A 13,112-nucleotide genomic window follows, 5' to 3' on the forward strand; every position below is an offset into this window, starting at 1 on the left:
GCGTGACCGCGACTTACGTCGCTCCTGCACGGAATCGGCGCTGCGGATCGCGGCTGAAGCCGCTCCTACGAGAGGCTAGGCGGGTCGAGAACCCTCGACACGCACCTGCAGCCAGCCGTCCGTCACCCGTGCCTCGAGGGCATCACCCGGCGCGGTGTCGAGCACGCTGCGCACCACCTGGCCCGACTCGTGCCGGACGATCGAATAGCCGCGCGCGACGGTCGCCAGTGGACTCACCGCCTCCAGCGAGCGTGCCACCGCGCGCAGCCGCAACGCCTCGTGGCCCAGGCGCCGCGCGATGCAGGCCTGTGGCCGGGGCGCGAGCGAAGCGAGGCGCTCACGCAATTGCGCCAGGCGCCGCCGCGGGTGGGCCGCGCGCAGAACGGCATCGGCATGGCGCAGCCGGGCCCGTTCGTGCTCCGCGCGATTTCGCCACGCCGCATGCAGGCGGCGCAGGGCTTCCTCCTGGCGACGCGCCAGCAGCTGCAGCCGCGCCTGCGGCCGTAATGCGTTGAGCCGCAACGCGGCCCGGTCGGCGGCCTGGATTGCACGCTGCAGCCGGTGCGCCTGCAGCGTTCGCGTGCGGCCGTGCAGGACCCGCAGCCGCGCGAGCAGGTCATCGCGGCTGGGCACCAGCAATTCAGCCGCGACCGAGGGTGTCGGTGCGCGCAGGTCGGCGGCGAAATCCGTCAACGAAAAATCCGTCTCGTGGCCGACGGCCGAGACGACCGGCACGCCGCAGCCGGCCACGGCACGCGCGAGCGCCTCGTCGTTGAATGCCCACAGGTCCTCCAGCGAGCCGCCGCCGCGCGCCAGCACGATGACGTCGTAGCGGGCGCAGGCGTCGGCCCGCAGCAGCATGTCGCGGATCTGCGCGGCCGCGGAATCGCCCTGCACGGGTACGGGCAGCACGTCCACTTCGACCAGCGGGAAGCGGCGCGCCAGCACGCTCAGCACGTCCCGCACCGCCGCGCCGGTGGGCGAGGTGATCAGCGCAATCCGTCGTGCGTGCAGGGGCAGGGGGCGCTTGCGGTCGTCGTCGAACAGGCCCTCCGCGGCCAGCCGGGCCTTCATCTCCTCGAACGCGCGGCGCAGCGCGCCTTCGCCGGCCTCCTCCATGTGGTCGAGCACCATCTGGTACTCGCCGCGTGCCTCGTACAGCGTGAGCCGTCCGCGCACGAGCACGCGCATGCCCTCGCGTGGCTGGAACTTCAGCCACGTGCTCTTGGGCTTGAACATCGCCGCGCGGACCTGCGCGCGCGCGTCCTTCAGCGTCAGGTACAGGTGGCCCGAGGCGGGCCGCGCCACGTTGCCGAGTTCGGCCTCCACCCACACCGCCGGGAAGCTGCCTTCCAGAAGGTCGCGTGCCAGCGTGTTGAGCTGGCTGGGGGTCAGGACGGCGTTGGGGTTGTCGCGGGTCATCGGGAAGGGGCGCCGGTGGCTGGATACCGTACCCCACCGCACCGGGCGGGTCACGCCGTTGGATAGTGTCGAAGTGGTCGATACAGCTCCCTCCCCTGTTTGCAGGGGGTGAGGAGGTCCGCTCGCGAGCCATGGCTCGCGGTCCGACGAACGACCGCCGGCTGTGCCGGCGGGCCGGGCAGGCTGGGGAGGGGTGCTCTTCATACGACTCATTACGACGCCGCCCAACAGCACCCCCTCCCAACCTCCCCCTGCAAGCAGGGGGAGGGGCCACGGCACTCGCGATCGGGTGGCCGCGGCGGAAGCCGCTCCTACAGGAGGCGCGGGGCGCGGCGGTACAATGCGCGGATGAATTTCGACGCCTTGCCGCCCTGTTCGACCCCGCCCTACGGCCCCCAGCCACGCCGCATCACGCGGGGCGTGGAGATCGGCGGCGTGCGGGTGGGCGGCGGCGCGCCGGTGGTCGTGCAGTCGATGACCAACACCGACACCGCCGATGTCGCCGGCACGGCCCAGCAGGTGGCCGACCTGTGGCGCGCGGGCTCGGAGATGGTGCGCATCACCGTCAATACCGCCGAGGCGGCGGCCGCGGTGCCGCGCATTGCCGACCGGCTGGCGATGATGGGCGTGTCGGTGCCGCTGATCGGCGATTTCCACTACAACGGCCACCAGCTCCTGACCGCGGAACCGGCGTGCGCCGAGGCGTTGGCCAAGTACCGCATCAACCCGGGCAACGTCGGCTTCGGCAAGAAGAAGGACAGCCAGTTCGCCACGCTGATCGAACTCGCGATCCGCCACGGCAAGCCGGTGCGGATCGGCGCCAACTGGGGTTCGCTCGACCAGGCGCTGGCCGCACAGCTGATGGACGAGAACCATGCGCGGACCGAGCCCTGGGACGCCGGCCGTGTGCTGCGCGAGGCGCTCATCCGGTCTGCGCTCGACTCGGCCGACCGCGCCGTCGAACTGGGCCTTCCGGCCGACCGCATCGTGCTCAGCGCCAAGGTCAGCGGCGTGCAGGAGCTGATCGCGGTGTACCGCGAGCTCGCCACCCGCGGCGACTACGCATTGCACCTGGGCCTGACCGAAGCCGGCATCGGCAGCAAGGGCATCGTCGCCTCCAGCGCCGCGCTGGGCGTGCTTCTGCAGGAAGGCATCGGCGACACGATCCGCATTTCGCTGACGCCCGAACCCGGCCAGTCGCGCACGCACGAGGTCATCGTCGCGCAGGAGCTGCTGCAGACCATGGGCTTGCGTGCGTTCACGCCGATGGTGACGGCCTGCCCGGGCTGTGGCCGCACCACCAGCACGTTCTTCCAGGAGCTGGCGCAGCGGGTGCAATCGCACGTGCGCGCGAAGATGCCGGTGTGGAAGGTCAGCCACCCCGGCGCGGAGAACCTGACACTCGCGGTGATGGGGTGCGTGGTCAACGGGCCGGGTGAATCGCGCCACGCCAACATCGGCATCTCGTTGCCCGGCACGGGCGAGGCGCCCTCGGCACCGGTGTTCGAGGACGGTGAAAAGACCGTCACCCTGAGGGGTGAGAACATCGCCAGCGAATTCGTTGCGCTGATCGATGACTATGTCGAACGAAAGTACGCCGCCCGGGGCACCGGCTGACCGCAGCTCCGAGGGCCCGGTCCGCAGGGCCTTCCACCTCAAGCTCTGGACGTTCCTGGTCGAAGGCCGGTTCGGCCTGAACTTCCTGCGCCGGTACTGGCGCAGGCTGCTGCTGGTATTCGTCGCGCTGCTGCTGCCGCTGTGGGGCTTTGCCGAACTGGCGGACGAGGTGGCCGATGGCGAGCCGTTCGGCTTCGACGAACCCCTGCTGCGCGCGGCGCATGCGCTGGCCGCGCCCGACGCCAACCGCTTCTTTTCGGTCGTCACGCACCTGGGCTACGAGTGGTTCGTGGTGCCGTTCGACGTGGTGCTCGTGCTGGTGCTGGCGTGGAAAGGGCGGATGCGCGAAGGGTTGTTCGCGGGGCTCGCGCTCGGCGGCTCGGCGTTGCTGAACATGGCGACCAAGCAGCTTTACGCACGCGCGCGGCCGGACCTGTGGACTTCGCTGTTGCCGGAAGACACCTACAGCTTCCCGTCGGGCCATGCCATGGGCTCGATGACGATGGCGGCGGTGGTCATCCTGCTGGCGTGGCGGACGCGCTGGCGCTGGCCGGTGCTCGTGGTCGCCGGCGCCTTCGCGGTGCTGGTGGGCGCTTCGCGCGTGTACCTCGGCGTCCATTTCCCGTCCGACATCCTGGCCGGCTGGACCGCGGCGTGGGCGTGGACGGTGGCGGCGTTCCTCATGGTGTTCCACCACCACCGGCACCCGTGGGAGCGGCCCGATGCGTCGGCGGATGATCCGGAGGATGTGTAGGGGCGGGCTCGAGCCTGAACGCGTAGGACTGAAGAAGCCGGCAATCCAGGCCGTCCGCATGCTTCCCGAAAAGCCGTCATTCCCGCGAAGGCGGGAATCCAGGGACGTTGTTTTCAGCGGTATACGATCGACGGGGTCAAGGCGATACGTCCATGGATCACCGCCTACGCGGGACGACGCCATAGGCTTTCCCTAGCAGTCCCGCCTCGCGGGGATCACGCCGGAAACAACGGTCCCCTGCCTTGCGCAGAAGCGGACGATCCGCCTATTCGCCCGGCTTGGCCGCCTCGACTGGCGCCTGCGTGGCCGCCCGCCGTGCCAGCTGTGCCTCGCGATGCGCGATGTAGGCGTTGGCGGCGAAGATGATGCCGGCGCCGGTCACGGTCCAGCGGTCGACGGCCTCGCCGAACAGGAAGAAGCCGAGGGTCGCCACGATCGGCAACTGCATGAAGCTGATCGGCGTCAGTGCCGAGACGTCGCCGAGCTTCAGCGCACGCGTCCACAGCATGTGCCCACCGGTGCCCAGCACGCCGGCGGCGACCACCCACAGCCAGGTGATGCCCTGCGGCCACTCCCAGACGGCGACCGCCGGCAGCAGCGACAGGGGCACCCAGAACAGCGTGGTCAGGATGACGATGCGGTCGGCCGGCTCGGTGCGCGAGAGCTGCTTGATCTGGATGGCGACGATGCCGCTGAGCACCGCGGCCGAGACCGCGACCAGGCTGCCCATCGTGAAACCCGCCGTGCCGGGCCGCACGATCACCAGCACGCCGATGAAGCCGACGATGACCGCCGCCCAGCGCCGCATGCGGACCTGCTCGCCCAGCCAGATGACGGCGGCAATCGTCACGAACAGTGGCGTCGAGTACGACAGCGAAACGGCCTGCGCCAGAGGCAGGTGTCCGATGGCCCAGAAGCCGCAGAACATCGACACCACGCCGATCAGGCAGCGGATGAAGTAGCGCGGCAGTTGCTGCGTGCGCAGCAGGCCCGGGCCGTGGTGCAGAAGCAGCGGCAGCGCGGCGACAAGGCCGAAGAAGTTGCGGAAGAACGCGATCTCGAACGTGTGCAGCGTCTCCGACGCCAACCGGATCGCGATCACCATGAAGGCGAAGAACGCGGTGCTGCCCAGCATCAGCAGCGCGGCGCGGGTGTGGACGGTCATGGGCACGGGCGCGGCGATATCAGACTCACCAGCGTGCGCCGACGACCCGCGGCTCCGGTTCCAGCGCCACGCCGAACCGCTCCTGCACCGAGGCGGCGATGTCGCGTGCCAGGCCCAGCAGTTCAGCGCCGGTGGCAGCGCCATGGTTCACCAGAACGAGCGCGTGCGCGTCGGCCACGCCCGCGTCGCCGCGGCGGTGCCCCTTCCAGCCGCAGGCATCGATCAGCCAGGCCGCCGACAGCTTGCTGCGCGGGCCGTGCGGCGCTTCGCCGTGAGCGAGCGCGTCGGCGGGGAAGGGCGCCACCGGGAACACAGGCAGCCGCGGGTACTTCTCGCACAACGCGTCGGCCTGCGCGGCCGGCACGATCGGGTTCTTGAAGAAGCTGCCGGCGTTGCCAAGCACGGCGGGGTCGGGCAGCTTGCTGCGGCGGATCGCGATGACGGCGTCGGCCACCTGCCGCGGGGTCGGCGCGGCGAGGCCCGCGGCGGCGAGGGCCTCACCCAGTCCTGCGTAGTCGACCCGCACCTGCGCCTGCCGCGACAGGAGGAACTCCACCGCCGTGACGATGAAGCGGTCGGGTTGGCGCTTGAACAGGCTGTCGCGGTAGCCGAAGCCGCAATCCTCCGCGGGCAGGCGGTGCCACGCGCCCGTTGCCGGTTCGAACGCTTCGACGGCGTGGATGCGCTCACACACTTCCACGCCATACGCGCCGATGTTCTGGATCGGCGCGGCACCGACCGTGCCGGGGATCAGCGACAGGTTCTCAAGGCCACCCAGCCCGCGCGCCAATGTGTCCATCACGAAGCCGTGCCAGTTCGCACCGGCTTCGGCCCGCAGCACGACGTCGGTGCCATCTTCGGAGACCACCGAAACCGCATCGCCGGTCAGCACGAGGACCGGCACGTCCGGGTCGCCGCCGAACAGCAGGTTGCTGCCGCCGCCGACCAGCAGCGGCGTGGTGCCGGCGAAGCCGTCCCGCGCCAGCACGTCCGGCAGCATGCGCGCGTCGGCCACTTCGGCCAGCAGCGACGCGCGCGCAGGCACGCCGAAGGTGTTGCGGTGGGTCAGCGCGGCATCGCGGACGATGCGGACGGCGTCGCTCATGCGGCGTGGGTCCGGTGGAATCGGGTCACGCGAGGCTGCTCAGACCGTCGGCGGCATGTTGCCGCGGCTGGGGGCGAACTTGCGGCGGCGGATGGCTTCCACGCACTCGTGCACCAGCTCCGGCCCCCGATAGACCAGGCCGGTGTACAGCTGTACCAGGTTCGCGCCCGCGGCCATCTTGGTGACCGCGTCGGCACCCGACAGGATGCCGCCCACGCCCACCAGCGGAATGGCCTCGGGCAGGCGCGTGCGCATCATCCGCAGCACGGTGGTGGACTGGCCCATCAGCGGGCGGCCCGAAAGGCCACCCGGCTCCTCGGCGTGGCGCGCGCCTTCGACGGGCAGGCGCGACACGGTGGTGTTGGTGGCGATGACGCCATCGACCTCCAGCTCGGCCAGGACGCGGGCGCAGGCCTGGATGTCGTCGTCCGACAGGTCCGGCGCGATCTTGACCAGCATCGGCACCCGCTTGCCGTGCTTGGCGCCGAGCCGCTCCTGCTCCTCGCGCAGCGTGCCGATCAGGCGGCGCAGCAGTTGCTCTTCCTGCAGTTCGCGCAGGCCGGCGGTGTTGGGCGAGGAGATGTTGACGGTGATGTAGTCGGCCAGCGGGTATACGCGCGCCAGGCAGTACATGTAGTCGCCGTCGGCAATCTCGTTGGGCGTGTCCTTGTTCTTGCCGATGTTGATGCCCAGCAGGCCACCACCGGGGCGGCGGGCGCGCTCGACGTTGCGCACCAGTGCGTCGACGCCGGCGTTGTTGAAGCCCAGTCGGTTGATGACGGCCTGGTGCTCGGGCAGCCGGAACATGCGCGGCTTCGGGTTGCCCGGCTGCGCCTTGGGCGTGACCGTGCCGACTTCGACGAATCCGAAGCCCAGCGACAGCAGGGCGTCGATGTGTTCGCCGTTCTTGTCCAGCCCGGCGGCCAGGCCGACCGGGTTGGGGAAGTCCAGCCCGAACGCGCTGGTGGGCAGCGGCTCGGGGGGGCGGCCGACCAGCGGGTTGATGCCGGTGCGGTACGCGAGCTCCAGCGCACGCAGGCCCAGCCCGTGGGCGCGCTCGGCATCGAAGTTGAACAGGAACGGGCGCGCCAGCTTGTACATGCGGTCAGTGTGTCATCCAGCTGAGCCAGGCGAGCCCGCCGAAGAACATCAGGAATACCATCACGGCCAGTACCGCGACCAGCAGGTTGGTCCAGCCCAGCACCAGCCCGGCGACGGCGAGCGCATCGCCGTCGACCGTGCCGGCACCGCGCCGGATCTCCCCGCGCGCCACGTGCCCGGTGACCACAGCAACCACGCCGCCCACGAGGGGCAGCGCGAACCACGACAGGATGCCGAACACGAGGCTGATGACCGCGGCCGTGCTGGTGCGTGGGGCGGGGGTGTTCATGTCACCGGGCTCCGCGGCGGGTTACAGGTCGAACTTGATGCCCTGGGCCAGCGGCAGGTCGTTGGAGTAGTTGATGGTGTTGGTCTGGCGGCGCATGTACGCCTTCCAGGCGTCCGAGCCGGACTCGCGGCCGCCACCGGTCTCCTTCTCGCCGCCGAACGCACCGCCGATCTCCGCACCGGACGTGCCGATGTTGACGTTGGCGATGCCGCAGTCGCTGCCGGCGGCCGACAGGAAGGCTTCGGCGTGGCGCAGGTCGGTGGTGAAGCACGCCGAGGACAGGCCCTGCGGCACCGCGTTCTGCATGTCGATGGCTTCTTCCAGCGTGCTGTACTTCATCACGTACAGGATCGGCGCGAAGGTCTCGGTCTGCACGACCTCGGCATCGTTGGACAGGCCGGTGACGATCGTCGGCAGCACGAAGTTGCCCTTGCGGTCGACGCGCGCGCCGCCGGTCTCGACCTTGCCGCCCGCGGCCTTGGCCTTCTCGACCGCGTCCAGGTAGGCCTGCACGCCATCGGCGCTGTTGAGCGGGCCCATCAGGTTCTTCGGGTCGGTCGGGTCGCCGATCTTGCCTTCGACCTGCTTGTAGGCCGCCACCAGCTTGGCCAGCACGTCGTCATAAATCGCTTCGTGGATGAAGACGCGGCGCGTGGTGGTGCAGCGCTGGCCGGCGGTGCCGACGGCGCCGAAGACGATCGCCGGGATCGCCAGCTTCAGGTCGGCGGTCTTGTCGACGATCATCGCGTTGTTGCCGCCCAGTTCCAGCAGCGAACGGCCCATGCGGCGCGCGACGCGCTCGCCGACGTGGCGGCCGACCTTGGTGGAGCCGGTGAAGCTGACCAGCGCGACGCGCTTGTCGTCGACGAACTCCTGCGCCAGGTCGGTGCCGGCATCGTTGAACAGGAAGAAGATGTCCGGGAAGCCGGCCTTCTGCAGCGCCTCGTTGCAGATCTTCATCGAGGCGATCGCCGACAGCGGGGTCTTGGGCGACGGCTTCCAGATGCAGATGTCACCGCAGACGCCGGCGACGAACGCGTTCCACGCCCAAACGGCGACCGGGAAGTTGAACGCCGAGATGATCCCGACGATGCCCAGCGGGTGCCACTGCTCGTACATGCGGTGGCCGGGGCGCTCGGAGTGCATCGTCAAGCCGTACAGCTGGCGCGAGAGACCGACGGCGAACTCGCCGATGTCGATCATTTCCTGCACTTCGCCGTCGCCCTCGGGCTTGGACTTGCCCATTTCCAGCGCGACCAGCGAACCCAGCGCGTCCTTGTGGGTGCGCAGCGCGTCGGCGCACAGGCGGATCGCCTCGCCGCGGCGCGGCGCCGGGGTGGTGCGCCAGACCTTGAAGGCGGCCTGCGCGCGCTCCAGGATGGTTTCGTAGTCGTCCTTCGAGGACGCCTGCACCCGCGCCAGCACTTCGCCGTCGGTCGGGTTGATCGGCTCGAGGATGCCGGCATCGGCGGTCCTGGCCCATTCGCCATTGCCGAGGTAGGTGCCGGATTCGGTGCCGGTCAGGCCGAGGGCGGTGAGGACGGGATGGGTCATCGGGGGGCTACTCCTTGGGATTGCGCCGCGCGTGGAGGCTGCGCGGACGAGGGCGGGGCGGAAACGGATAAAGAGAAGCAGGCTGGCGAAACCGGGCCCTGGGGCCACTGCACGTCTCCCAGCCACTCATCTACCCACTCCTGCTCTGTGGCGACCCCGACACGATTCGAACGTGTGACCTTCCCCTTAGGAGGGGGACGCTCTATCCAGCTGAGCTACGGGGCCGTGGCCGGGACGGGCCCGGTCAGCCCCGGGATTTTCGCATGGGGGCGGTGTCGGGGGCCAATCGGCCGCGCAATCCCGGGCGCAAAGGTAGGTGGAGCGAAGGGATACCCAGCGCTTCCAGCTGTCGGCCTGGCGTCGCGGCCGGGGCGCCGGACCCAGGCCGGTCCGAAGCTGCCAAGCGTCCCGGTTGATGCGTATCGCGCTGCTCAACCCATCCTACGGAGCTGCGGGGTCGACCAGAGGCGGCCGCCGGAACGCGTACACCACTGCGCCCAACGCGAGCGCCGCCGCGCCCATCAGCAGGTTGCCCGCGCTGGCGCTGGCCAGCAGCGCCAGCGACAGCACGATCGCAGCGACCGGGATCAGCGGCCCGCCGGGCAGGCGCAGCGCGCCGGGACGGTCCGGGTGCCGGCGCTGCAGCGCGATGGCGGCGCACGCCGTGGCCACGTAGGCGAACAGGCGGGCGATGACCGAGAGCAGCGCCAGTTGCACGAACGACCCCGTGAGCGCCAGCAGTACCGCCAGCGCCGCCTGCAGCACGATCGCCACCACCGGCGTGCGCCAGCGCGGGTGCAGGCGAGCAAGGCCACGCGGGAGGTAGCCGTCCATCGCCAGCGCGTACATGTAGCGCGGCCCGAACAGCATGGTGTTGAAGTTGGTGCCCAGGATCGAGATGGCCGCACCGACCGTCAGCAGCAGGGCCGCCCCGTTGCCGGCAAACCCGGCGGCGGCCTCCGCCAGCGGCGTCTCCGACTGCGCCAGCGTCGGCAGCGTGCCCTGTGCCACCAACTGCACCAGCACGTACAGCGCGGTGACCAGCGCGATCATCGCGACCAGGGCGAACGGCACGTCGCGGCGCGGGTCGCGGTACTCGCCGGCGGCGGCGGGCGTGTTCTCGAATCCGGCGTACGCGAACAGCAGCAGCAGCGCGGCCTCGCCCAGGCGCGCCGGCTCGTCCAGGGGCAGGCCTTCCAGCCGCACGGCGGACCAGTCCATGTAGGCCAGGCCGACCACCACGAAGAACAGCAGCGGCAGCAGCTTGGCGATGGTCAGGGCGACGCCCGCGCGCGCCGCGGTGCGTACGCCCACCAGGTTGAGCCACGTCAGCAGGCCGAGCGAGCCGATGACGATCGCCGCGTGGCCAATTCCGCTGGCTGCCCACGGCCAGAATAGCGACACCGCCAATGCCAACCCGTTGCTGAGCGCCGCCGCCACGGTGACGCGGGTGATCAGCGTCATCCAGCCGGTGAGGAACCCCGCGAAGGGCCCGAACGCCTCGCGTGCGTACAGGTAGGCACCGCCCGGCTGGTCGAAATGGCTGGAGGCCTGCGCGTAGCACAGCACCAGCAGCGTCACCGCCAGGCCGGCTGCCAGGATCGCCCACAGGCTGGCACCGCCCAGCAGCAGCGCTGCAGCGGCCGGCAGCAGGTAGATGCCGCTGCCGACAACGTCGTTGATCGACAGGCCGACGATCTGCCAGCGTCCGACGGCGCGCACCAGGCCGGTGGACGGGTCGACGCCGGCGGGCGCACGGTGCGGGGGCGACGCGTGTGGCTGGGACATGCAGATTCCTGCGGGTCGGTGGCGGATGTGTTCAGTCGACGGTGGGGGCGGGGAGGCCCCACGAGGCGTGGAGGCGAGTGTGCTCGGCCTCCGGCAGCAGCACGAACAGCGGTTGCGCCGCCGGGTCCAGCCATGCCAGTAGCGCCTGCATGTGCGCGGCGTCCATCGCGGTACAACCGGCGGTCGGGGTGTCGGGCGACTTCCAGACGTGGGCGAAGATGCAACTGCCGGCCTGCGGCACGGCGGCGGTGTTGTGCTCGATCACGAAGCCCTGCACGTAGCGCGTGTCGCCGTCCTTGTGCAGGTCGCGGCGCATCGGCTCGGTCGAGCCCTCGATGGCGGCTTCACCCACGTCGTCGACATGCACGATGCGGTTGTAGAGCGTCGAGCCCGGTACGTCGATGCACCAGTCGCCGGCGGTCATCGCCCGGTACGGCAGCGCGGTGTCGGCGGTGGCGCCATAGCCGAAGGCCTCGCCGATCGCGAACACACCGGCCGGCGCGCGGCCGTCGCCCTCGCGCTTGACCGGGGCGCCCGGCACTTCGGGATGCAGTCCCATGCCCCGGGCGCTGCCCGCCCGGCCGACGATGGCGGGCCATGGCTCGCCGACCGGCTGCCAGCGGTCGCCCGCGCGTTCGTAACGCCGCAGCGTGGCCCCGGTGGCGTCCCAGTCGGCGGTGGTCACCAGCACCAGTTGGTTCGACCCGGCTGTCGGCGGCGACGACGCAGGCCGGCTTGCGCACGCGGCCAGCGCGAAAGCGGCCGACGTTGCGATCAGGAGCCGAAGCACACCGCAGGCACTGGGAAGGCGTCGTTGCATGGAATGGACCCGGGTGGAGTGGGTGGTCAGGATGTCGGGGCGGGGCGGACTACGGCGGTCGCGCGCTCGACGTACGGCGTGCCGTCATCGAACACCAGCCCACGCAGGCTTGTCACCACCACGCCATTGAGGCCAAGGCGGACGACTTCGCCATCGGCGCCGCGCTGGCCGCCGCCGTGGATGTCGTGGATCACGAACGGTTCCCCGTCGGCGTGGCCGATCACCATCATGACGTGGCCCGGGACGTAGACGAGGTCGCCGACCTGCAGCGCCTCGAGCACGGCCGCACGCGACGCAACGTCGTCGAGCCGGGTGGTCGCGAGCACCGGGCTGCCGGCCTGGTCGCCGGTGTTGCGCGGTAGCACCAGGCCCAGGCTGGCGTACACCTCTGATACGAACCCGCTGCAGTCGCGCGCGTTGTAGTCGTGGCCCCAGCCGTAACGCTCACCGAGGAACTTGAAGGCCTGTCCGATGAGGTGCCGGCGTGTCAGTGGCAGCGGCGCGTCGGCCGTGTCGGCGCTGCGCGGCAGCAGTGCGGGACGCAGAAGCAGGCGCCCGTCGTCCTGGCGCACGGGCAGCTCGACCGCGTGGCCACTGGCCGGGTGCTGGCCGTTGACTCGGCCTGTCGAGGACGCCGATGGCAGGCGCGTGCCCATGTCGAGCTGCACGTCGGACACCGCCGGCGCCTCGGGCGTGTGCACGGTGTGGGCCGCCGCTCCGGTCACCAGCCGATAGGGCGTGCGTTCCGCGTACCCCAGCACGGTGGCGGCGTCGCCCTCGGCCACGTGGCGCGCCTCGATCCATGCGGCGTAGCGCTGGCTGACGACAAACAACCACTCGCCGTCGCGACTTGCGTGCGCGATCGCCACCGGGGTGCCGGGGAACAGCGCGCTCTCCTGGAAGCGGTCGATGTCGGTGTCCCCCGGCGTGCTGAACACGCGCCGGTCGGTCGGGAAGGTGCGCAGCGGAGCGCGGCGGACCACCAGCCCGTAGCGCGTGGCCTGGCGTGCCGGGACGGCGTCCAACGCGAGGGCGTCCTCCAGTTCGTCCAATGCCGCTGCCGGCAGCCGGGCTCCCTTTGCGTCATGGCGCGGAGCGCTGGGCCTACGCGAGAGACCCTGGATCCAGCCGAGCACCTGGTCGCGCTCCACTACCGGCCCCAGCGCAGCGAGGTCATACATGGACGGGTCGTCGCGCACGAGCCGGGCGTTCTGGGCCTGGATCGCGCTGGCCGGGGCCAGCGGCCGGTCCGGTGCTTCCGCGCGCTCTATCCAGTAGGCCGGCGTCCATCGCGCCGGGTCGTCCATGCCGACGATGTCCGGTGCCACGGACTCGGGCGTCCGGGCCGTTGCGCCCAGGCAGGCCAACAGGGCAAGCAGGATGAAGGCGGAGGTGCGGCCGGCAATGCTGGGCGGGCGGCGTCGGACGATCACGGCATCAGGCATGCGGCCGAGCATAGCGCGCATGCGAAAAGCCCCGGCGTCTGTGCGACGCCGG

At 70.7% G+C, this 13,112-nt stretch carries 11 protein-coding genes and 1 tRNA gene; 2 read left to right on the forward strand and 10 right to left on the reverse strand.

Features of this window, described 5'->3' with window-relative positions:
• Positions 1 to 75 precede the first annotated feature (75 nt).
• The gene (gene xseA, locus K6753_RS04295) at positions 76 to 1,422 is read right to left on the reverse strand and encodes an exodeoxyribonuclease VII large subunit (RefSeq protein WP_223674954.1); all 1,347 of its coding nucleotides are present in this window, start codon (positions 1,420 to 1,422) and stop codon (positions 76 to 78) included.
• A gap of 348 nt (positions 1,423 to 1,770) precedes the next feature.
• On the opposite strand from xseA, the gene ispG reads away from it, so the two are divergent.
• Both ispG and K6753_RS04305 read left to right on the forward strand, forming a co-directional pair.
• Positions 1,771 to 3,039, forward strand: coding sequence for a flavodoxin-dependent (E)-4-hydroxy-3-methylbut-2-enyl-diphosphate synthase (gene ispG, locus K6753_RS04300; RefSeq protein WP_223674955.1), 1,269 nt, complete (start codon positions 1,771 to 1,773; stop codon positions 3,037 to 3,039).
• A complete protein-coding gene (locus K6753_RS04305; RefSeq protein ID WP_223674956.1) occupies positions 3,002 to 3,793 on the forward strand; it encodes a phosphatase PAP2 family protein in 792 nt (263 codons plus the stop codon). The genes ispG and K6753_RS04305 overlap by 38 nt, the downstream gene beginning before the upstream one ends.
• Before the next feature lie 265 nt (positions 3,794 to 4,058).
• Here K6753_RS04305 and K6753_RS04310 read toward each other — a convergent pair whose 3' ends face one another.
• The 9 genes from K6753_RS04310 to K6753_RS04350 all read right to left on the reverse strand — a co-directional run bounded on the left by K6753_RS04310 (position 4,059) and on the right by K6753_RS04350 (position 13,072).
• Positions 4,059 to 4,958 carry a DMT family transporter gene (locus tag K6753_RS04310; RefSeq protein ID WP_223674957.1) on the reverse strand — a complete coding sequence of 300 codons (900 nt, stop codon included), beginning with the start codon at positions 4,956 to 4,958 and terminating at the stop codon, positions 4,059 to 4,061.
• A gap of 25 nt (positions 4,959 to 4,983) precedes the next feature.
• Positions 4,984 to 6,063, reverse strand: coding sequence for a UDP-N-acetylmuramate dehydrogenase (murB, locus tag K6753_RS04315; RefSeq protein ID WP_223674958.1), 1,080 nt, complete (start codon positions 6,061 to 6,063; stop codon positions 4,984 to 4,986).
• Positions 6,064 to 6,102: 39 nt separating this feature from the next.
• A complete protein-coding gene (locus tag K6753_RS04320; protein ID WP_223674959.1) occupies positions 6,103 to 7,164 on the reverse strand; it encodes a quinone-dependent dihydroorotate dehydrogenase in 1,062 nt (353 codons plus the stop codon).
• 4 nt (positions 7,165 to 7,168) lie between these two features.
• Complete coding sequence (locus K6753_RS04325) at positions 7,169 to 7,453, reverse strand: DUF4190 domain-containing protein (protein WP_223674960.1); 285 nt, start codon at positions 7,451 to 7,453, stop codon at positions 7,169 to 7,171.
• Between the two features lie 21 nt (positions 7,454 to 7,474).
• Positions 7,475 to 9,007, reverse strand: coding sequence for an L-piperidine-6-carboxylate dehydrogenase (gene amaB, locus K6753_RS04330; RefSeq protein WP_223674961.1), 1,533 nt, complete (start codon positions 9,005 to 9,007; stop codon positions 7,475 to 7,477).
• 148 nt (positions 9,008 to 9,155) lie between these two features.
• Positions 9,156 to 9,232, reverse strand: a tRNA-Arg gene (locus K6753_RS04335).
• A 216-nt stretch (positions 9,233 to 9,448) separates the two neighbouring features.
• Entirely contained in the window at positions 9,449 to 10,795 is a 1,347-nt protein-coding gene (locus K6753_RS04340) for an APC family permease (protein WP_223674962.1), read from the reverse strand.
• Positions 10,796 to 10,826: 31 nt separating this feature from the next.
• Complete coding sequence (locus K6753_RS04345; RefSeq protein WP_425492062.1) at positions 10,827 to 11,615, reverse strand: L,D-transpeptidase family protein; 789 nt, start codon at positions 11,613 to 11,615, stop codon at positions 10,827 to 10,829.
• Between the two features lie 26 nt (positions 11,616 to 11,641).
• Positions 11,642 to 13,072, reverse strand: coding sequence for a C40 family peptidase (locus tag K6753_RS04350; RefSeq protein WP_425492079.1), 1,431 nt, complete (start codon positions 13,070 to 13,072; stop codon positions 11,642 to 11,644).
• Positions 13,073 to 13,112: the final 40 nt, after the last annotated feature.

The sequence above is a fragment of the Novilysobacter selenitireducens genome (genome assembly GCF_020026895.1).
Classification (GTDB): domain Bacteria; phylum Pseudomonadota; class Gammaproteobacteria; order Xanthomonadales; family Xanthomonadaceae; genus Lysobacter_C; species Lysobacter_C selenitireducens.